Source organism: Candidatus Clostridium eludens, from assembly GCF_045310515.1.
Classification (GTDB): Bacteria; Bacillota; Clostridia; order Clostridiales; family Clostridiaceae; genus Clostridium_B; species Clostridium_B eludens.
The window spans coordinates 1-18,928 of the sequence record NZ_JBJHZX010000059.1; the positions used below are offsets into that span (position 1 = coordinate 1).

Consider the following 18,928-nt stretch of genomic DNA (forward strand, 5'->3'; position numbering starts at 1 on the left):
TTAATCATTTCTGATTTTTCAGTAACATCCATAATCCTCTGTGACCTTGCTATGGCCGTATACTGGATTATTATATTCTCCCAGAGCATATCTAAAGGATCCTTTATCATAATATCTTGCACCACCTCCATTGTTTCAGGGGGAAAAATCTTAGAAAAAAAGCCATGGGATTCAGCGTTTTTATTCCATTTTGGTACGCTGCTCACATGACCTTTTGAATTCTTATTTTGGAGCTGGCCGCCCTTTTTACGTTTAGTTGCGCAACTATTCCCGTTTGATTGCGCAATTTTATTTTTATTATCCGAATTATCTTGTGCTTTCCAATTCCTAACCTGACTTTCAGAAACATTTAATGTCTTAGCTATGTCCTTACATAGTAGTGTTCTACCCGATTCCATGTACATTGGTTTAGCTTTATCCCTATTCGGACTTCTCTGTCTCGGCATCTCTACATTGTCACCACCTGCCTCATTCGTTTTGTTTTGGGGATGAAAAAAGAAGGAAATTAATCCTCCTTTTTATCGTCTTTCTCTATTCTATTATTGTCCTTCTTCTTTTCGTATTTATTAAGTAAATGACTGAAATCAGTTAATTCTTTATTTTTCCCTTTAATATTTTTACGTCCCAAGTAAATCACCTCTTACTACATACAGGATGCACTATTTATAAAATTTATTTCTATATAAAAAATAAGATATCTAAATTAATAGATATCTAAAAATTTAATGGTAGTTGCATTTATATTTTACATGCCCTGCAACCACAGGCATAAAGACACCCCTCATAATTTCACCTTTATTATGCAGAAACTTTTATTCCACATAATTGTCTAAGTAATTAACTTTACACAACTTGACAAGTATATCACTTCATCTACTTGATGTCAATTATTTCATTTATTATAATTCTTCTATACTAAAACACAAGTTTATTTTATTTAGTCATTTTTTAAATTTCCTTGTATTATTTTCATTTCTACCTCACCCTCCTAACAGCACCCTTAACCCTCCTGTAGCAGTCATGCCTCATTAATTTTTCAATATCAGAAAGGGAGAGGTGCTCGCCTCTCCTTTGTTTATCTTTATTTAATTTTTCATCTTGATTAAGCTTTTCTTTCAGGATTTCTCTTATCTTCATACTTCTCACCTATTTCTTTTTTACATAAAAAGAGTATATCTGAAAACTAATTATTAACGTAAAAAGGAGATACGTTAAACAGATATACTCCTAGCAAGTAGTTAGTTGAAGCTAAATTGTTCTATATTATATATATGCCTCAAACTTATATTTAATTTATACATTTTTTAGCTTTCATTCACAATATACTATTTTATTTATAATATATATTGTGAATAGATTTATAGAGGTATTTTATGGATACTAGTTCTTCCAATGATAACACCAATTTAGTAATAAAAAGTATACACATTTCCTAAGATACACTTAGTTTATATACTAAAATTTGAACAAAAATAAGCACTAGTCATACCAGTGCTTATTTTATATAATATTATTTTTTAAGGATGGGATCTTAATATATCAACTTCTGATAGTTGCATTTGAGTTTTAAGTGCCCTGCAACTACAGGCACTGGCTTAAATAATATATTTGGGTTATTGATCACAGACTATTTATTTAATACTAAGGTTTATCTACTAAGGACACTCATAATTATAAGTAGTGTTTGTTACAGCTTAATGGCACATTAGTTAACTATTTATGAACAAAAGAGACACCAATTTCCCGGTGCCTATCTCTGACATATACATAATATATAGTTTAACTTTATTTACGGTTTCCCGCACTGGTAGCCCCACTCAACCCTAAAGCTAAATGTATATTGACAGATCTGTTATGAGTTACTACCAGTGTAGTCCCTGATATTCTCACTATAACTATCATACTACATTTTGACAATATTTTAATTCCAATCTAATTCCTGTTTAATTCCACTTTAATTCCTGAATAATTCCTAACAATTTTTAAATTGTCTTATTAAATAAAAAAATACGTTCTATTGTGTAAATGAATATGCTGCTCATTTAGGTTATCCATTGCATTATTCATGTCAACGTCTGAAATGTCATTAATTGGATTGCATTCTTTCACTAATATACCGATCAATAATATTTCGATGATTAACGTTAATATCAACAAATTTTAGCGCAGTTTTAAAATTTGCGTTCCCTTCGCTTGCTTCCGATCTAGCAACAGAGCATACTAGCCCTATGTTTTCTTTAATTTTAAAAGAAAGAAAAAGTAACTTTCCTTTTTCAATTTTTTCATAGGTTATAAGAGCTATCCCGCCTATACTAATATCAATGGTAAACGTCTTTTTTTTCATTCGTTTATACTTTTGAGTAACTTTGCTTAGCTCACCTATATTATCTGGTAAGAAGCAATATTCAATATCTAATATTGCCGGTATCCTTGGTGACTTTCTTCGCTCTATCTTATTAATAACTTTTGGTTGTTTTAAAATTATTAACTGAAAATAATCACCTGACCTACACCCAATAACTGTAGAGTTACACCAATAAGCTTCCTCTTCAAAAACGACAAAAAAGTTTGCAATTTCATTTACATTAAAAATTTTAAAGTTATCTTGCAAATTAGAAACCATTACCCCGAGAAATTTATCCTCTACTTTTATAATTTTGCCTACTAAAAACAATTTATCATTCATAAATTGAATTTGTTTATTTACTCTTAAATCGTTAATCTTAAAGTTTTCCATATTACTCCTACACCTCAATATTAGTGGATGACTTTATTTTCGCATTACCTACCAGACACATAAAAAATTAACCATTATTATTAGTAATATCATAAAGGTGTTAAGAAAATATTAAAAGGATATTATTTTAAAAGAAAAAACATTTCTACTCTTGGTAATGTACAGTATATTACTGTTCTTACCCAAATAATAGTTGCTACACCATATATAAACAGTATTAATATAGTTATCTATGCACTAACCCACATATCCCAGTTAATTATGTTCTCAATCAGTCTATGTCTCCTTTTAGTAGCTCCTCCTGGAGACATATTAAACTTCATACCCACTTGCCAATCTGTTCTCTTGCACTTATACTTATATTTCAAAAATTCCTGATCCTCAGTCCTTAAATCTTTAATATTATCCTCAATAATAGCATTATCAGCTTCCATATTTCTAAGAGCTTCTTCTATATCTGCCACCTGTTCTCTCTTCCATGACTGCTCCTTAATCAATTTATCCGTTATACGCAGTAAAGTCCTCTCAGCATAACTTTCACCGGTAGGACTTGTCTGGACTCTTTCTTCATATACCATAGAGCGTGATTCTTCGGGGAGGTCTACTGCAACATTCTTAAGCTTGTACTCTATCACATCTATCTGGCTTTTCAAAACTTCTAACTGCTTGTTTAGTACACTAATTTTCTTATCCTTGTTAAAATAGCTCTGGAGTTTTTCTTCCATCTCAATGAATTTCATTTCATCCATTATTTTAATTCCTCCCCTTAAATCTTATTTAAGCTAAATCTTTATTTGTCTCATATTCTGTATTTTACTGTGGAATCAGCAACTTTCCATTTCTTAATTAATCAACTACCTGAAGTCTTTATATTCCCATATGCTCAATTGGCCTTTTGCTGGTATTGGCTTTCTTAAAGGTTCTATATTATCTAAAATCCAAGCGTATCTTCCTGGTGAATAATCTCCAAAACTATATTCATTACCCTGAATTACATTGCCATTTTTAAGTTTAGCCTTCCTTAGTCCTGGATCTGTCCCTAAATCTATTTCTATGCAATCAACTAAATCCACTTTTGCAATTATCATTCCAGTAAGAAGATCGCTCGTTGTATAACCATACTTTTGCAATGCTCCTTTTATAAAATATTCATTACATGCTTCTTTATCAACACTCTTGCCTGCATGTATAAACAACTCTCCACGATAATTAGTTTTCCATGACCTTGTCTCAATCTTCTTCTCACCAAGAGCTATGAGACTAGCCCACGGCTGCTTAATTGTTAAGACTTTCATATCACTCCTCCTATTCCCAGCATATTAATTTAAATTCTGCACATCATATTCATATAAGGTTATATCAATATATTAGACTTAATAATATCGGACATTGTGCATAAACTAAAATACTATGATTAAATATATTCGATATTTCACTTTATACCGGGGATGGATAATCCCCGGTGTTTAGTTTTATTGCAAATTTATTTTTAATTCAACTCCAAAATACACTCCTATTTTTGCACTTGACACCTATTCATGAAAAAACATCTATACGGTATAATATCACACCTATTCGTTTATCCAATATCATATATTATAAGCATATTCTAGCAACTAACTTATTCTTAAAAAATTTACAACATTATCAAGTTGTATTATTAAAATTCTCTATAATAAATTAGGGGGAAACAATATATGGATTTAATATCAGATGTTAATTTAAATAATGATCATATACACAATTGTGAAATCAATAAACCACACTTAGTTATCTCAAAATGTGGAGAACCTGGTCAAGCAGTACTACCTGATGGTACCCTAGGTGGAACTACTGTTACCGTCGCCACTATCACTATAGATTCTTCTAAATTTTGTAGACCATGTACAAAACTTGAATTTACAAGTAATATAATTGTAACGCCTATTACAACTGAAACACCTTTTGCAGGAACCTTAAACTTTCAAGTATTTAAACTATGTGACAATCAACAACCAATCCCTATTGGAGGACAATTTTCTTTTTCATTGACACAAGCAGCAGCAGCCCCTTTTTCTACCCTGTTCACATTTTTTGTATGTGATTGCAGCCAATGTTTAAATGAATGCTGCACTTATGTTGTAACGGTGACAGCTGCTGGGACTATTATTACGGGCAATATTGGTGTTTTTGCTGCAAGACTAATAGCAATTACTACAGATAATTCAGAATAATACTATTAATGAATAATTTTTTAAGAAAATGGTATAATCGACCATATAATCTTTTCCTGGTTGATTGGTACCATTTTCATTTCACTTGGTAACACCCCTGCTGAATTTCCTTCATCTTTCTCTCAACCTCCAACCGTTCAGCCTGGAGCTTGGCCAATCTTTTAAAATCTCTGGTATTCTCCGCCTCTCTAATCTCATTATCTATTTGTCCTATTTTTTGTCTGTAAAATTCAGTCAGTATCATACTTACACCTTCCTATATCTTTTTAACTTGCATCATCTGGGCAAAACTCTCTTAAGGTGCATAATTTCTTGATATTATACAGCTCCCTTATTTCAGCAATACTCTTATGCTTATTCTCCATTAATCTTCTTACTTCATCTGCAGCATTTTTAGTGTCACAAGATTTAACTTTGGCAATATCTTTTATAAGTTCCCTAACCTCTGACCTTTGCTTTAAATTAAGGTTAAATCTAATCGTTAGTTTATGAATTACTTCATTTGGTGTCATAACTTTTTATACCTCCTTCAATACCTTTAGCTCCACACCTGAATACCTCAATTTAAACTGCTTATATGTTCTTTTCCACTGTGCCGATTCATACCCCTTGGTATCTTCAACACTATAGGTCCCATCATTGTTTAAAACTAGAAAATCAGCAGTATAAGTTATGGCCCTTTGTCCCCCTCTGCCTTCCTGTAGTATAAATTCAGGCTGTAGTATGAATCCTGCAATTTCACCAGCATAGAATAAAAGCTTTAGCTGACAGTACCTCTTCATTTCAAGCTGGCTCCTGAAATATATTCCATCATGCCATACACCCCTATTCCTATATTTCTGATTTTTTACTTTTGCCTTTTCTACTTTCTGTCCTCTCTTTTTTAGATATTGCTCGTATTGTTCCTGTGTCCAATTCATCTATCATCATCCTTAACTGATATCCTTCAAGTGATTTTAAGAATCTTATATCAAATATACTGACTTGCTTTCCGAATTTTATTGGTTTAGCATTTTTTATGATTCTTAGTTTTTTACCCATATCCTCACCTGCTGCACTAATACCTCAAGATCCACATACAGCTATTTTAAAACCGTTATACTTTCAAGACATATAACTATACTACTTGTCCACTTTTTTGAAATTTGCTATGTTGTTGCTTAAATTTAGCTGTTATTTATATGAATTAATTTTGTATTGCGTATTAACCTACTTCTCTAAACCTTCCATTACCTTCGCATAATTCTGGAAGATTTGCTCTCACCAATGCTTCTGCAAAGGGTGGAGGTACTGCATTGCCACAACGTGCTACTTGAGCTGTTTTCGGATATCTTTTCCCTTCATAATCATGATCTATAATATAGTTACTCGGAAACCCTTGAGCTGCAAATAGCTCATGAGGCTCTAGCATTCTCATTCCAATATCAGCTATTTGATAATCTTGTCCATAAATTTCAACTAACCCAAATCTATCTTTACTAACTACAGTATCTAATGGTTCCTTAATATCCTGCCCCACACCTTGACCATAATACTTAATCAAGAAAGCTCTTACTTCTCCCATGTGTCCTAGTCCTGCAACAATAGTATTTATAGGTTCTTTCATATCTGTTCCTATCATATTTTTATTCATTTGTATAATAAAGGCACTTACTAATCCATATCTAGGGGAGCTATCTAATGTCATAATTGGCTCTTTAATAGATTGTCCCCTTACTCCATCTTTAGTGGTTTCTGAATGATATTGAATTAGATAAGGTGTTACTAAACAATGCTCTGTTTTACTTACTATAGTTGTTAATGGCTCATGAATTGATTTATTTCTATCTTCCGTGAATCCAGTTTGACCAATTTGCATTATAAAAGGCTCAGGATTTTCAATTACAAACTTTTGTATTCCTCTCGCTATGCGTTTCATAGTATTTTCCACAAGTGGCTTTTTTCTACCGAATATGCTTTTGCAAGGAATATTCCAATCAATAACTTCAGCTGCTGGAACATACGGCTTTAGTGTTCCGTTTTTAACTTCCTCACTATTTCTATCTCCATGAGTTTTCTTAGGCCATATAATAGGTTGACCATCACATCTTGCAACCATGAAAAAACGCTTTCTCTTTGTTGGAGCTCCATAGTCAGCTGCAATCAATTCTCTTGAATTAACTTTATATCCTAAAGCTTCAAGTTGATTTCTCCATTTCCAATAAGTTTCTCCCTTTTTACTTTTTATAGGGTGTCTTCTTCTGTTTAAAGGTCCCCAAGTCTGGAACTCTTCTACATTTTCAAGCATAATCACTCGTGGTCTAACTAGAGCAGCCCATTTTAGTACAATCCATGCTAAACCTCTTATTCTTTTATCACATGGCTTTCCTCCTTTTGCCTTTGAAAAGTGCTTACAATCGGGACTAAACCAAGCTAAACCAATTCTTCTACCTCTTACAGCTTTCACGGGATCAACTTCCCAAACGGATTCACAATAATGTTCTGTCTGAGGATGATTCACTTTATGCATGGCTATTGCTGCAGGATCATGGTTAATTGCAATCTCTACACTATGTCCTGTAGCCATCTCTATTCCAGTTGAAGCTCCACCACCGCCTGCAAAATTATCTACTATAATTTCATCTAGCATACTAATCTGCTTCATTTTCTCACAAACTTTCTGTCATATATTTTTCACTTCACGACACAACCTCAGCCTCCCCCAAACAAAACTCAGCATACTTAAAGCTCTCCCTGCGGTGATTTCCGTTTCTTTTCCACTTAACCAACACCAGACAATCTGTTTTGTTAGCTACGGTACCTTTTACAATTTTGTGTTTACCCTTGCCGTAACTTACTTTTAGTGTTATTTTCTGACCTATTCTAAAATCGTTTTTCAACCTTCGAATACTATCCGTGGTATAGAATGAATCCCTTGGAAGCGTAGGCGCCTTACGCTGGATGGGCAAACCTAATTCATCTCCTATAATTCCTACGAGTGAAGGACTGCACCCCAATTTCTTCGCCATGTCCTTTCGGGCATAATTTCCCAATTATCTCTCACAAAGTCAAGAACTGGCTTTGTTCTTTCAAACGACACTGCCATTTTTATCACCTCAATCTAACTGTTTAATATATCTCTGAGTATCTGAGTTTTTCTAATCCCATTCTTTATCCGTATACTTGAACCTGTATTTTCAATAGGGGAACACATATCATGGATTAATCTATCTGCAGTTCTGCCAATATCATATTCACAGTCCCTGTCATATCTTCTTTTCAGCTGGTTCATTGACAAATTAGATGTAATTATGAGTGGTTTTTTCTTCCTGTACCTAGAATCCAATATTTGATAGATAGTAGCTCTGGACCAATCTGTATTATTTTCAACCCCCATATCGTCAATAATCACTAAATCTGCGTTATCCAAGCAATTGAGTATGTTCTGAACTCCTTCATCCCCGTAGCTTTTAAAGCTGTTCTTTATTCTTTCTAAAATTCCAATAGCAGAAACACAAACCACAGGTATAAACTGTTCGATAAGTGCATTAGCAATGCACCCTGATAAAAATGTTTTCCCATTACCTGGATTTCCGTAAATAAGCAGTCCTAAGTTTTCTTTTATGGCTTTTTCTTTAAAGCATTTCACATATTTTATTCCCATTTCATACATACTTTCATTACCCAAAGTATGGTCCCAGCTTTCAAACGTAAGCTCCCTAAACTCCTTGGTCATAAGACTGTTATTAAATATTCTCTCAAGCCTAATCTGCTTTTCTCTGGCTTGGGCTATACGTTCTTCCTCTTCAAAAGCCTTTTTTTTACACTTACACATCCTTGGGACTATATAATTTCTTCCCATTAGCCTGACCACTTTTCCTGTAGGTTCACCACAAACAGGGCAATTGTCTAGTTCTGTTTTAGAAGTGGAAACCAATCCCGGAACTGTCGATCCCAAATTCTGCAGGTTGTTTTGAGTCTCTAACATTGCTTTTGCCTCCTTTTTTGTTGATATTCTCACACTTCCATAGATCTTTTATAATGCCTATACAGTAGCAAAAAGAGTTTATTTTATCATTCTCGGTATCTGGTTTGAATTTATCAAAGGCTTGATCTATACCTCTTAGAACTGTATTGAGGGACGGCACCTCATTACAAATCTTTTGGGCAGCTTCCAGTTCACGAGGTTTTAATTGCGTATCAAGTTTACTTGATTTTTGGCAGAAATATTCCAGTGCTAATACCCAGTTCTCTTTTTCCTTATTTTCTTTTTCAGTAGTAGTAATATTATTATCATTATTATCATTCTTGTTTATATTGTTCCCTTGCTGTTCCCTTCGTAGTTCTTTCGCTGTTCCTTCGTTGTTACTTTCGCTGTTACCTTCGTAGTTTTTCGAATCTTGATAAAAGCTGTATTTATCTACATTTATAAGCAATCCTTGTGTTACCTTCGTTGTTACTATCATAGTTCCTTTCGTAGTTCCTTCGTTATCCTGTTCGCAAGGATTTCGCAGCCACTCTAAAATGGTATAAATTTGCTTTTTTGTTGGAGTTTCTTTTCTATATCCAACATACCAGCTGCACGCCTCTTGTATTTCAGGAATGTTAGTCCATAATTGTCCTCTCTTAAGTCCTTTAAAATCTTTATGTTGAGCTTTAGAAAGCAAATATATCCAAACCTTAAGATAAAGAGGAGGTTTGTCAAATATCTCACTTTCTACAAGCCTTCTTGAGAGGAGAATATACCCTCCTTTTATCTTAGGCTCTATCACGTCTTATAACCTCCCGTGGACTTTCTTATGACATTTCTTACACATTTTAATCTTTATTGTTCTGCCTTCTCCCATAGCTATACTCCTTAGAATAAATCTATCTCCAACCCTTTATCTGCAATATAGGTAGGTTTACCTGTAAGCCTTTCTATTTCTTCTTGAAACTGTGCAGCATTACTATTACTATCACTAAGATGTAAAAGCACGATATCTTTAACTTTGCTTAAATCAGTAGCCCTTAGAAATTCTTTCACATTCTCCAAACTGAAATGGGATTTTAAAAGCCTGTTTCTAAGTACAGGATGTATTAATCCATTTTCAAAGTTTTCATCTACAATATCCATACTGTAGTTACACTCAATCATAATGTGATTAAGCCCTGTAAATTTATACTTACAGTAGTAACTATCTGTAATAAAAAGTAATTTGCCAATATCTTTATACTGTATTAGGAACCCTAAAGGCTCCTTACATGGTGTACCATCATTATTAAAATGTTCAGTTTCAAAAGGAAGTACAGTAAAATTCCCTGCAGTAAATTGACCTTCTGACTTTATTTCCATAAAATGCGAATACCAAAGGGCATTGGTTTTATGCTTTATACTGCCAAATACATGTTCAAATGTTCCAAAACTTGAATATACTCTTATTGTGTTTGATAAAAGATCTTCTATAGACTTACTGTGATCTTTATGTTCATGGGTAACTAAGCACCCCACTACATTCATCAAGTTAAAATCCAGTCCTTTTAAAATAGTTTTATAGGGTAGTCCACAATCAAGTATCAAAGTTTCATCTTTATTCTGGAGCAGATAGCAGTTACCTGCTGATCCACTCCCTAAAACTATGAGTTTCATCAGAATCCCGGTCCTTCCGTTTCAGTTTGTCCTGAAATATTTTCTTCCTTAGTATTCTTAACATCTTCATGTTTTACATCAATTACACTCTGGCGTTTTAGTTTATCAGCCTGTTCCTTGGACTGTTCCTTGGGTGCTTCAATATCTATAGCCTTCTTATTAGCCTTGTCCTTTATCTCTTCCTTAACCTCATATTCAACATTACCTACCATACTTTCTTCATCATAGGTCTTGTCCGTATTGTTAAAAGCTTCAACCAAAAGATCACTGTCATCCGAGGTATTAGCATACATCTTACAAGCCCTGTTTATTACTGACTTCTTTGCCATTTCGTCTGTAAAGTTATTATGAGCTCCACTATTACCTTTTGCATAGCCTTGCTTCCAAGCATTCTTTATTTGGTTTATATTCATTACTTCAGTATGAATGTGACCATTTTCCCCTATTACTACTGCAAAGGCTCCCTTAATTTTGTTGGTATCTATGTTTTCAAACTTAGGGTTAAATTTACTGATTTTTAGAGTTGCTGTGTCCAAGTCATAGGTCTGCTCAAATTCATCACCTTCATATATGCAGTAAGATTTTATATCCTTGATGCCTTTTAACCTCTTAGTTACTGCCACAGTTCCCATATAGCTTCTCATTAGCTGCAGTTGGCCTCCATATACCACAAAATAACATTGCTTTTTAGCCGGTGTTAAACCCTGCAGACACATATCGTATAATGAGCCTATAATTGAATTTTTAGTGCATACTTCTAGTGCTGGTTTGTTATTTTTATCTTTTACTTCCTGAAGTGCCAGCCATGCACTATTTAAGGCATTGGCAACTGAATAATTAGTTGGAAACACTATGTCATTATTTTTTCTAAGCTCACTTATTTTTTCTGTTATCTGATTTAAAGCCTCTTCCTTGGCTAATGCTATTGCAGTACTTTTACTTTCCATTTGTATCACCTTCCTTTAACTTAACTTGCCAGTTGTTTTTCCTCTGTAAGTTCGCCATTTTCAATTCTTAATTTTTTATCTTTACTGCTTACAGCTAAATTCACTACCTGGCTTTCCACATCTATAAGCTTTGTGGTGCTTTCCCTGTTATCTATAAATATTGGTGCATTAATTCCATAGTGTCCGGACAGGGTGTTTATTATATCTATTCCAGCATTAATCCTGGCACCTGAATTTAAGTTTGTGGAAAATGGAATACCATCTACAAGAGGTTCACAGCCCTCTTCAATTCCTCCATTAACCAGGGCCTTAAAAAATCTAAACTTAACATATTTGAATTTTAGATTAATGCTTGTTTCCATAAGTTCAACCTTGGTTTTTATGAATTCGTTACACAGGAACTCCTGCTTCTCTAGATTGGCAATCTGCTGGCTTAGTTCTTTTTCTTTATTTAACAATTCCTCAATTCTGGCATTTGTCTTATCATTGATTTCCCTGTATCCCAGCTTGTAGTTCACCTCTTCAAGCTCTCTTTCTATACTTTCTTTTCTCTCTTTAAGTTCTCTTATCTGGGTATCTGATTCCATTGGTTTTGACAGTTCCGTTTCAAGTTCTTCCACCTGTTTTAATATCTCCTGGTATTCCTTATTACTATTAAGGTCTATATTCACTTTAAAGTTATCCATTTTAGATTGAAGCTTATCTTTTTGGCTGTTGAGTTCTTTTAGAGAATCGTCAGCATTTTTCAGAGCAGTTTCATTCTCCAATACTCTGTCTTTATACTTTTCAAGTTCATTAGATTTCTCTAAACCTTTAGCCCTTATATTCTTGGTAACTGTCGCCTTATTCTGGTTAAAATTGCCCTCCATCTCTTGCCTGTGGCTTTCAATATCTTCCTCATCAAAAGGGCGGTGGCAGGTAGGACATATACGTGCATCCTCAGGAAGTTCAAATAACTTTTCATTTTCTTCATACCACTTGTCCCTTAAAGCTTTAACTTCTACTTCTAAATTCCTAGCTATTTTAAGGTTGTTGTTTTTCTCCATTTCAAGGGATTTAATATCAAACCTAAATTCAGCTATTTCCCCATTCAAGCTGCTTATATTCTGGGCTATTTTATCTCTCCCACTTTCGGCCTTTTCAACTTCTTCATGTTCAATATCTTTAAGCCTGGATTTAAATCCATAAAGTTTGTCCTTTTTTATGAATAGCTCATCATCCATCTTTGTTTTATCAAGCAGCTTTTCTTCCACACTTTTCATTCCTGCAACTATTCCACGTTTTCTAAATTCCAGGGCATTAAAATCAATATCCTCTTTTATTGTTTTTCTAAGCTCATCAACCCTTGGAGGTATTGATTCCTTATCCTTTATGAGCTTTTTTCTTGATGCATTTATACTCTTTTTAAGTTCCTCTATATCCTTGTTCACAAGAAGTTCTTCTAGAGGTTTCAATTTTTCCTTTGAATCAATAACATTTTGGTCCGTAATTTCTCCTATCATCTCCATGAGTATCTTCTTTCTTTCCTGCCATGTCATTTTAGTTGAGAAATGCATTGGATTTGTCAGGAGCTTAAATATATCCTCCTGGATAATTTCATTTATTTTCTTCTTGTACTCATTCTCTTTCTTAGGTACATCATCGATGTAGTAAGAAGTAGTTGCACCCTTACACTCTGATTCGGTTTTTCCCTTTGGTTTAACCCATTTTTCTTTCAGGAGCTTCCTTAAAGCTGTGTTCACACCATTTATCTCAAGTACTGCTTCAACTTCGGTATGAATCATAGGGTCCACTTTATTGTTCTCATCAAGTGGCTGCACATCAAATTTGCTTATATTCTGGCTGTCCTTATTAAATAGCAGCCATGTAAAGGCATCAAATATTGTGGTCTTTCCTGTGGCATTGTCACCGTAGATGTTTGTTATTTTGTCAAAGTTTATATCAAGCTCTTTTATTCCTTTGAAACTTCTAAGATGTAGTTCTTTTAAAACTATTGTTTTACTCATGCTCTCCCCCCTTAATAATTCTTATCTATTCTCTTTACTATAAAAATTGATAAATACTATTCCCATAAATACCAATTGCTGAATAGTATATAATGAGACTAATATTATTAGTTTCAAAATAAGTTCCCTTCCTTGTTTGATTTTTCCCCCATTCCGGTGTAGAATGGGGATAGTATAAATTTTTACTTGGCTCTTTTTATAAGAGCTCTTTTTTTTATTTGTAATAAACTTCTTATCTGCTCATCTGTGGCAGTAGTGATATCCTGACATACAGTTTCCCCTGTACATGGCTCATAGAGTTTACCGTTGTTATCAAGCTGTATATCATCATGCCTTACTATTTCAAAGGCTTCATTTAATGTGTATCCCTTAAAATACAATCTCACTGCCATTTCAAGCTTGTCCTTTTTAAGTGCATCCATGTTACTCACCTTCCTTTAAAAGCTCCCTAAGCTTTTTGTTTTCTCTCTGCAGCTTCACAAACTCCTTATCCCTCATCTACTTTCCTCCCTTGGAATTTAAATTCTTTAAATACTCCATAAGTCCCGGCATTGTACCAACAAAATCAAATGCAATATGTTTCTTCGGAATATTAGCAACAATAGATTTTTGAGATTGTTGAGTATATGCTTGAAATTTTTTAAGATCGGTTAAAATCTCTCCATATATAGCTTTGTCTGCCCCTCCTATAGCTTTATTAAGTTTTCTCTCATACTGTTCTATTAAGCACTGTAAGTACCCATTCATTTCTTCTTTCCCTCCTTCATTTTTTTAGCTATAAGCTCGTCTAGTTCTTCACTAACCTGCAAAGTTCTTTTATCCAGTTCACCATACAAGCTGATATATTCGTGTAACTTCTCCCTAACATCCTCTATCTGCTTATCTATATCCTTATTATTCAAACGCCTACTGCCTCCTTATCTCTCCAATCCTCTATCTTCCTAAAAATACAAAGTCCATGTTCCTTACTTTTGCATTTTCCATCCCTGCAATAATCACACCTTAAATCGGGTTTTCCACAAGCTTCAGATATATATCTAACCTTTTTGATATTCTGCCGAGACACATTTTCAAGTTTTGATCTCAATTTCTTGTTTTCTTCCTCTAGTAACCCCACCTTATTCCATAGATTTGTATCAACTTCTGAAAAGTTCTCGCAACTCTCAGTAAGCTCTTTGTTTCGTTTTTGCAATTTCAAAACCTTCTGCCTTAGATCTTCAATAATTGTTTTTTGATTCATACCTTTACCCCCTTTCCCTATTTAGTATCTTTAATCCCCTCTCTCCTATCAAATTCAGAGATTAGATATCCAAGCTCTTCATGTGTCAGTTCCTCTGCTATGGCATCTGCAAGGAGTATAGAAAACTTTCTAACAAGTTCTGTTCTATCTTTTGGTATTAATACAATTGCTGAATACATATAAATAACCTCCTGTACTAATTTTTATATAAGACTGAATATTCTTTGTATTTTTATCTTTTGACATATCCACAGTTGATCATTTTTTGTACCTTGGTTTGTCCATCCTTCCTATTCAAGTTTTTGTTTTGAAAATTTGAAAGCGTAAATCGCTTCAACCACATCATTAAGTTCTTTAGCTATTCTTTCAAAATCACGCTTTTCATCTTCACTTATTTTTCCATCAGAAGCGATCCTTACAAGCAACTTTTCACAAGCAATATAGTCCCCTACTTGTGCCTGCAGATTCAAAATAGCAGTTGATAAATCTGTAATTTCAATTTCAGGTAAATACTTTTGTCCTACCTCAGCACTTGTCTTTAAATGTTGATAAGCTAAATATTGAGTATTGTAAATCTCTATCATTTTAATAACTACTTTATCTGGAGGTATCCTTTTCCCACTTTCATAAGCTCTTAAGCTATCCACAGATATGTCCAGTAACTCCGATGATTTTTCTTGAGTTAAACCTGCACTCTCCCTCGCTATTTGGTAGATATTCCTGTACTCTTGTACCATTTATCTCACCTCCTTTTGGTAGTAGAATTAATATTATAAAGCACATAGTATATTCTTCCAAAGGTTTTTACATATTTTTGTAGAATTATCATCACTGAAAGGTGGTGATATGTTGTGTATAAAATTACTACTTACAGATTTACAGCTCAATGCCCTTATTTTGATGAACTTCATTCAATAAATATTGACTATGCAGAAATTCCTAAGTTGGGTACTAGAACTGAATATAAGAAAATAGACTATTGGTGTACTGAAATTAATAATTGTCCTTATCCGTCAAAAGATAAGTGGAGAGGCTGCCCTGTTTATTTAAATGCTCCTTCTGAACCAGAGTAAGATTTATCAGCCAAGTTAGAAAGCTTATAAAACGCAGGCCATGGATCAAGACCTTTTTTGCCTTCATTGCAATAATGATTACATCCAATACATGCATCAGGTACATTCTCTTTCTTCTTCCAACAAGTAAAAACAAACATTTTTAAGTGACGATAAATACATTCAAGTTCGCCTTTATTGAGTTGTTCCTGTTGCTCCAGTTTTGCATTCATAGCTTTCGCTCTTTGCTTCTGAATATTTAATAATATTTTTTCATTTTTAATTATTCTTTGTGGCTGTGCTTTAACTTGCTCTTCAAGTGCAGCTACCCTTTGCTCTAACTGTTTGATGCGTTGCTCTAAATTGTTCATCACACGACCTCCTTTTGAGTTACTATTAGAGACTTTATTTCGGTATCTTTTATTAGTTCATCTGGAGTACAATCCAATACTCTAGCAATTTTATAAAGCATAGGTAACGATGGGTTAGACTTGTTATTTTCAATTTTTGAAATTGTAGATATATCTGCATTAACTTTGTCAGCAAGCTGTATTTGTGTTAATGACTGTTTCTCTCGCATTTTTCTTATTTTGTCGCCAAGCACTATTTCCACCTCCTTACATGTTAAGTATATTGGATTTAATTCAATATATCAATATAAAATTGTGAACATAATCCAATATTTTTTTTACTTAATTATTCCTGTATAATTAAAGTTGAATTATATTCAAGTGAGGTAATACTATGATTGATATTGGTAAAAAGCTAGTACATATAAGAAAAATCAATAACATATCAGCTAATAAACTGGCTCTTTCAATTGGTGTTGACCCTTCTACTATAAATAAGATTGAAAAGGGTACTGCAAAACCATCAATTGATTTGCTAATTAAAATATGTGAGTTCTTTTCTATTACTCTTTCTGAATTTTTTAATGATGATTCAGAACATGTAGTTCTTACTTCTGAACTCAAGGAACTTTTAAACAGCGCTAAAGATTTAACACCTGGGCAGCTTGAGTTACTTTCTAAGTTCATACAATCCCTAAAATAATCTGAAAGGATATGATTTCATGAACAACGAAGAAAAAATATTAAATATATTAGACAATCTTTCAAATAAGATTGATTCGATGGATAATAAATTTGAATCCATGCAATCTCAACTTAATGGGCTTGAATCCCAAACATCTGAAAACACTCAAATCCTTAAAGCTCTTGAACATAAAGTAGATGTTATAAAAGCCGAGCAGGAAAATATGAAGCACGATTTAGCTAATATTTCCGGTGATATACAATCTATAAAAAAAGATGTTAATATACTGTCAAAAGACGTAGCTTTTATTGAAAGTGCAACCGGTAAAAATATCATGGATATAGCTTACCTTAAGTCTGCTAAGTAATATCAAGCTTTGCATCCATCACACTAAATAAATTCCGAAAGGACTATTAAAATGAACACTACAGAGAAATTACTACAACAGATACTTGACTCTCAGAACAAGACCAATAAACGTCTTGATAATATTGAATCAAAATTTGATGGACTCCAATCTGAAGTTCAGGAAAATACTCAAATTCTTAAAGCTCTTGAGCATAATTTCCAAGTACATAAATCTGAGATAGATAACTTAACCCATACTGTTGCTGAATTATCTGGTGATGTTAAATCAATCAAAGCTGCTGTGACTAAAGGTGAAAAAGCTTATGATTTCCTTGAAAACTTCAATAAGTTCTCTGCATCTGAGAATTAGCTATATTTTATTTTTATATTTAAAATAAATTGAAAGGATATGATTTCATGGATAAAGAAACCTTATCTGCTATTAAGCAATTATTAAAAGAAGAACTATCTCCAATAAAATCTCAACTTGATGAAAACACCCAAATACTCAAAGCTTTAGAACATGCAAGTGAAGAACACAACGCTTTACTAGATCAACTCAACCACAGGGTTGCCTCAGTGGAAGGTAAAATTGATACCATATCAAAAGATTTAACTATGGTTGAAGCTGTTGCTGGTAAGAACATGACTGACATAGCTTTTCTTAAAGGTGTTAGGTAGATGGAGCTTTGTATCCCATCATACGACCTTCTTTTGAATTATATTTTGCTTATTGTGAAAGTTGTTATTAAAAAAAATTTCATCTATAGTAGCATTAAATATTTCTTCTAATTGTTTTGCCCTCAATAAGGAAATACCCCTATTACCATTTTCTATCATATTGTAGGCACTCACTGAGATACATAATTTACTTGCCATTTCTTCTTGAGTCAGGTTATTTTTTTGTCTATAAAATTTCATTTTATTATTCGTTCTAATCACCTCCTCACTTCACAATGAGCAAAACCTTTATCCATATTATACTTTCACATTTTGCAAAAGTCAATACTTTCATTCTCAAATTGTGAAATACAATATTTTTTTATAAATATTTTGATATAATAAAATTAAGTTTACTAATTGTGAAAAGGAGTTAACAAAATGACAAATTACACATTAGGTAATAGAATACGAAGTCTACGTGAAGAAAAATCAATAAGTCAATTAGAATTAGCTAAAATACTTAATATAGGTAATACTACATTATCTCAATACGAATCAGATAAAAGAGTTCCTAGTGATACTGTTAAGAAAAAAATAGCAGAATATTTTAATGTTTCTCTTGACTATTTAATGGGACTTACAAATAAAAAAGAACCAAAAATAGAAATCAACATTCCAAAAGAATATTCAGATAAATACAAAATTACTTCTCGTGATAAAAAACAGTATATGGAAGAAATGAAAAAAGCTAATGAAGCATTTTTTTTAAATGATGAATTAAATGAAGATGCTAAAAAAGAAATGCTCGATTTAATGTCTGAGTTATTCTGGAAAGCTAAAGCTCTTAATAAAAGAAAACCTAAAGAAGATAAGTAGGTGGTCTGATGATAAATATTCATGCAAGAGTTAAACACTTAATCCAAAAATACGGCACAAGAGATCCTGAAAAACTTGCAAAGGAATTAAAAATAACAATAATTAAAAGACCTTTTAAAAAAACTATGGTACTATGTCAAGAAAAAGTACAAATTAAAATGAGAAAAACCCTAAGTTATTTCCATATTTTAACTTGCTGTGGA

Annotated in this window: 33 protein-coding genes and 1 pseudogene; 8 read left to right on the forward strand and 26 right to left on the reverse strand. The window is 33.1% G+C overall.

What is annotated here, in order from left to right; all coding sequences use genetic code 11:
- The 6 genes from terS to ACJDU8_RS22925 form a co-directional block, all read right to left on the reverse strand.
- Positions 1 to 446: phage terminase small subunit (gene terS, locus ACJDU8_RS22900; RefSeq protein WP_406794503.1), on the reverse strand; the 446-nt coding region annotated here is incomplete at its 3' end.
- Positions 447 to 505: 59 nt separating this feature from the next.
- Entirely contained in the window at positions 506 to 628 is a 123-nt protein-coding gene (locus tag ACJDU8_RS22905) for a hypothetical protein (protein ID WP_406794504.1), read from the reverse strand.
- A gap of 347 nt (positions 629 to 975) precedes the next feature.
- Positions 976 to 1,137 (reverse strand): hypothetical protein, encoded by a 162-nt coding sequence (locus tag ACJDU8_RS22910; RefSeq protein WP_406794505.1) that lies wholly within the window; start codon positions 1,135 to 1,137, stop codon positions 976 to 978.
- Between the two features lie 949 nt (positions 1,138 to 2,086).
- Complete coding sequence (locus ACJDU8_RS22915) at positions 2,087 to 2,737, reverse strand: flagellar brake protein (protein WP_406794506.1); 651 nt, start codon at positions 2,735 to 2,737, stop codon at positions 2,087 to 2,089.
- A gap of 230 nt (positions 2,738 to 2,967) precedes the next feature.
- Positions 2,968 to 3,486, reverse strand: a complete 519-nt coding sequence (locus ACJDU8_RS22920; protein ID WP_406794507.1) for a hypothetical protein — start codon at positions 3,484 to 3,486, stop codon at positions 2,968 to 2,970.
- Positions 3,487 to 3,591: 105 nt separating this feature from the next.
- The gene (locus ACJDU8_RS22925) at positions 3,592 to 4,032 is read right to left on the reverse strand and encodes an ASCH domain-containing protein (RefSeq protein ID WP_406794508.1); all 441 of its coding nucleotides are present in this window, start codon (positions 4,030 to 4,032) and stop codon (positions 3,592 to 3,594) included.
- Between the two features lie 402 nt (positions 4,033 to 4,434).
- On the opposite strand from ACJDU8_RS22925, the gene ACJDU8_RS22930 reads away from it, so the two are divergent.
- Positions 4,435 to 4,950, forward strand: a complete 516-nt coding sequence (locus ACJDU8_RS22930; protein ID WP_406794509.1) for a DUF4489 domain-containing protein — start codon at positions 4,435 to 4,437, stop codon at positions 4,948 to 4,950.
- Positions 4,951 to 5,026: 76 nt separating this feature from the next.
- On the opposite strand, the gene ACJDU8_RS22935 is transcribed toward ACJDU8_RS22930, so the two are convergent.
- The 17 genes from ACJDU8_RS22935 to ACJDU8_RS23015 all read right to left on the reverse strand — a co-directional run bounded on the left by ACJDU8_RS22935 (position 5,027) and on the right by ACJDU8_RS23015 (position 15,488).
- On the reverse strand, positions 5,027 to 5,194 hold the full coding sequence (locus tag ACJDU8_RS22935; protein ID WP_406794510.1) for a hypothetical protein: 168 nt from the start codon (positions 5,192 to 5,194) through the stop codon (positions 5,027 to 5,029).
- A gap of 22 nt (positions 5,195 to 5,216) precedes the next feature.
- Positions 5,217 to 5,462 carry a hypothetical protein gene (locus tag ACJDU8_RS22940; protein ID WP_406794511.1) on the reverse strand — a complete coding sequence of 82 codons (246 nt, stop codon included), beginning with the start codon at positions 5,460 to 5,462 and terminating at the stop codon, positions 5,217 to 5,219.
- Between the two features lie 6 nt (positions 5,463 to 5,468).
- Positions 5,469 to 5,732, reverse strand: coding sequence for a DUF1064 domain-containing protein (locus ACJDU8_RS22945; RefSeq protein WP_406794512.1), 264 nt, complete (start codon positions 5,730 to 5,732; stop codon positions 5,469 to 5,471).
- Between the two features lie 49 nt (positions 5,733 to 5,781).
- The gene (locus tag ACJDU8_RS22950; protein WP_406794513.1) at positions 5,782 to 5,991 is read right to left on the reverse strand and encodes a hypothetical protein; all 210 of its coding nucleotides are present in this window, start codon (positions 5,989 to 5,991) and stop codon (positions 5,782 to 5,784) included.
- A 163-nt stretch (positions 5,992 to 6,154) separates the two neighbouring features.
- Positions 6,155 to 7,579: a DNA cytosine methyltransferase gene (locus ACJDU8_RS22955; protein WP_406794514.1), complete on the reverse strand. Its 1,425-nt coding sequence runs from the start codon at positions 7,577 to 7,579 to the stop codon at positions 6,155 to 6,157.
- Between the two features lie 49 nt (positions 7,580 to 7,628).
- Positions 7,629 to 7,982 (reverse strand): hypothetical protein, encoded by a 354-nt coding sequence (locus tag ACJDU8_RS22960; protein ID WP_406794515.1) that lies wholly within the window; start codon positions 7,980 to 7,982, stop codon positions 7,629 to 7,631.
- A 68-nt stretch (positions 7,983 to 8,050) separates the two neighbouring features.
- Positions 8,051 to 8,917: an ATP-binding protein gene (locus ACJDU8_RS22965; RefSeq protein ID WP_406794516.1), complete on the reverse strand. Its 867-nt coding sequence runs from the start codon at positions 8,915 to 8,917 to the stop codon at positions 8,051 to 8,053.
- Positions 8,850 to 9,701, reverse strand: coding sequence for a hypothetical protein (locus tag ACJDU8_RS22970; RefSeq protein WP_406794517.1), 852 nt, complete (start codon positions 9,699 to 9,701; stop codon positions 8,850 to 8,852). Before ACJDU8_RS22970 ends, ACJDU8_RS22965 begins: the two co-directional genes overlap by 68 nt.
- 86 nt (positions 9,702 to 9,787) lie before the next feature.
- Positions 9,788 to 10,558, reverse strand: coding sequence for an MBL fold metallo-hydrolase (locus ACJDU8_RS22975; RefSeq protein WP_406794518.1), 771 nt, complete (start codon positions 10,556 to 10,558; stop codon positions 9,788 to 9,790).
- Positions 10,558 to 11,505 carry a recombinase RecT gene (locus ACJDU8_RS22980; RefSeq protein WP_406794519.1) on the reverse strand — a complete coding sequence of 316 codons (948 nt, stop codon included), beginning with the start codon at positions 11,503 to 11,505 and terminating at the stop codon, positions 10,558 to 10,560. The genes ACJDU8_RS22975 and ACJDU8_RS22980 overlap by 1 nt, the downstream gene beginning before the upstream one ends.
- Before the next feature lie 20 nt (positions 11,506 to 11,525).
- A complete protein-coding gene (locus ACJDU8_RS22985) occupies positions 11,526 to 13,511 on the reverse strand; it encodes an AAA family ATPase (RefSeq protein ID WP_406794520.1) in 1,986 nt (661 codons plus the stop codon).
- Between the two features lie 182 nt (positions 13,512 to 13,693).
- On the reverse strand, positions 13,694 to 13,933 hold the full coding sequence (locus tag ACJDU8_RS22990) for a hypothetical protein (protein WP_406794521.1): 240 nt from the start codon (positions 13,931 to 13,933) through the stop codon (positions 13,694 to 13,696).
- Between the two features lie 76 nt (positions 13,934 to 14,009).
- Positions 14,010 to 14,258 (reverse strand): hypothetical protein, encoded by a 249-nt coding sequence (locus ACJDU8_RS22995; protein WP_406794522.1) that lies wholly within the window; start codon positions 14,256 to 14,258, stop codon positions 14,010 to 14,012.
- Entirely contained in the window at positions 14,255 to 14,413 is a 159-nt protein-coding gene (locus ACJDU8_RS23000) for an aspartyl-phosphate phosphatase Spo0E family protein (RefSeq protein WP_406794523.1), read from the reverse strand. Before ACJDU8_RS23000 ends, ACJDU8_RS22995 begins: the two co-directional genes overlap by 4 nt.
- Complete coding sequence (locus tag ACJDU8_RS23005; protein WP_406794524.1) at positions 14,410 to 14,751, reverse strand: hypothetical protein; 342 nt, start codon at positions 14,749 to 14,751, stop codon at positions 14,410 to 14,412. Before ACJDU8_RS23005 ends, ACJDU8_RS23000 begins: the two co-directional genes overlap by 4 nt.
- A 17-nt stretch (positions 14,752 to 14,768) precedes the next feature.
- Positions 14,769 to 14,930, reverse strand: a complete 162-nt coding sequence (locus ACJDU8_RS23010) for a hypothetical protein (protein ID WP_406794525.1) — start codon at positions 14,928 to 14,930, stop codon at positions 14,769 to 14,771.
- A gap of 111 nt (positions 14,931 to 15,041) precedes the next feature.
- A complete protein-coding gene (locus tag ACJDU8_RS23015) occupies positions 15,042 to 15,488 on the reverse strand; it encodes a helix-turn-helix domain-containing protein (RefSeq protein ID WP_406794526.1) in 447 nt (148 codons plus the stop codon).
- A 114-nt stretch (positions 15,489 to 15,602) separates the two neighbouring features.
- Between ACJDU8_RS23015 and ACJDU8_RS23020 the strand changes: the two genes are divergently transcribed.
- On the forward strand, positions 15,603 to 15,824 hold the full coding sequence (locus tag ACJDU8_RS23020) for a hypothetical protein (protein ID WP_406794527.1): 222 nt from the start codon (positions 15,603 to 15,605) through the stop codon (positions 15,822 to 15,824).
- Here ACJDU8_RS23020 and ACJDU8_RS23025 read toward each other — a convergent pair.
- Both ACJDU8_RS23025 and ACJDU8_RS23030 read right to left on the reverse strand, forming a co-directional pair.
- Positions 15,794 to 16,174, reverse strand: a complete 381-nt coding sequence (locus ACJDU8_RS23025; protein WP_406794528.1) for a hypothetical protein — start codon at positions 16,172 to 16,174, stop codon at positions 15,794 to 15,796. The two genes, ACJDU8_RS23020 and ACJDU8_RS23025, sit on opposite strands and share 31 nt — an antisense overlap.
- A complete protein-coding gene (locus ACJDU8_RS23030) occupies positions 16,174 to 16,407 on the reverse strand; it encodes a helix-turn-helix domain-containing protein (RefSeq protein ID WP_406794529.1) in 234 nt (77 codons plus the stop codon). Before ACJDU8_RS23030 ends, ACJDU8_RS23025 begins: the two co-directional genes overlap by 1 nt.
- Positions 16,408 to 16,547: 140 nt before the next feature.
- Between ACJDU8_RS23030 and ACJDU8_RS23035 the strand changes: the two genes are divergently transcribed.
- From ACJDU8_RS23035 to ACJDU8_RS23050, 4 genes are read left to right on the forward strand one after another with little or no spacing between them, the layout of a single operon-like run.
- On the forward strand, positions 16,548 to 16,856 hold the full coding sequence (locus ACJDU8_RS23035; protein ID WP_406794530.1) for a helix-turn-helix domain-containing protein: 309 nt from the start codon (positions 16,548 to 16,550) through the stop codon (positions 16,854 to 16,856).
- Positions 16,857 to 16,875: 19 nt separating this feature from the next.
- Entirely contained in the window at positions 16,876 to 17,205 is a 330-nt protein-coding gene (locus tag ACJDU8_RS23040) for a hypothetical protein (protein WP_406794531.1), read from the forward strand.
- A 51-nt stretch (positions 17,206 to 17,256) separates the two neighbouring features.
- A complete protein-coding gene (locus ACJDU8_RS23045; protein WP_406794532.1) occupies positions 17,257 to 17,556 on the forward strand; it encodes a hypothetical protein in 300 nt (99 codons plus the stop codon).
- Between the two features lie 47 nt (positions 17,557 to 17,603).
- The gene (locus tag ACJDU8_RS23050) at positions 17,604 to 17,867 is read left to right on the forward strand and encodes a hypothetical protein (protein WP_406794533.1); all 264 of its coding nucleotides are present in this window, start codon (positions 17,604 to 17,606) and stop codon (positions 17,865 to 17,867) included.
- 18 nt (positions 17,868 to 17,885) lie between these two features.
- On the opposite strand, the gene ACJDU8_RS23055 is transcribed toward ACJDU8_RS23050, so the two are convergent.
- Positions 17,886 to 18,128 carry a helix-turn-helix transcriptional regulator gene (locus ACJDU8_RS23055; protein ID WP_406794534.1) on the reverse strand — a complete coding sequence of 81 codons (243 nt, stop codon included), beginning with the start codon at positions 18,126 to 18,128 and terminating at the stop codon, positions 17,886 to 17,888.
- Positions 18,129 to 18,287: 159 nt separating this feature from the next.
- On the opposite strand from ACJDU8_RS23055, the gene ACJDU8_RS23060 reads away from it, so the two are divergent.
- Positions 18,288 to 18,725: a helix-turn-helix domain-containing protein gene (locus ACJDU8_RS23060; protein ID WP_406794535.1), complete on the forward strand. Its 438-nt coding sequence runs from the start codon at positions 18,288 to 18,290 to the stop codon at positions 18,723 to 18,725.
- 8 nt (positions 18,726 to 18,733) lie between these two features.
- Positions 18,734 to 18,928, forward strand: a pseudogene (locus ACJDU8_RS23065) (hypothetical protein); the annotation flags it as partial.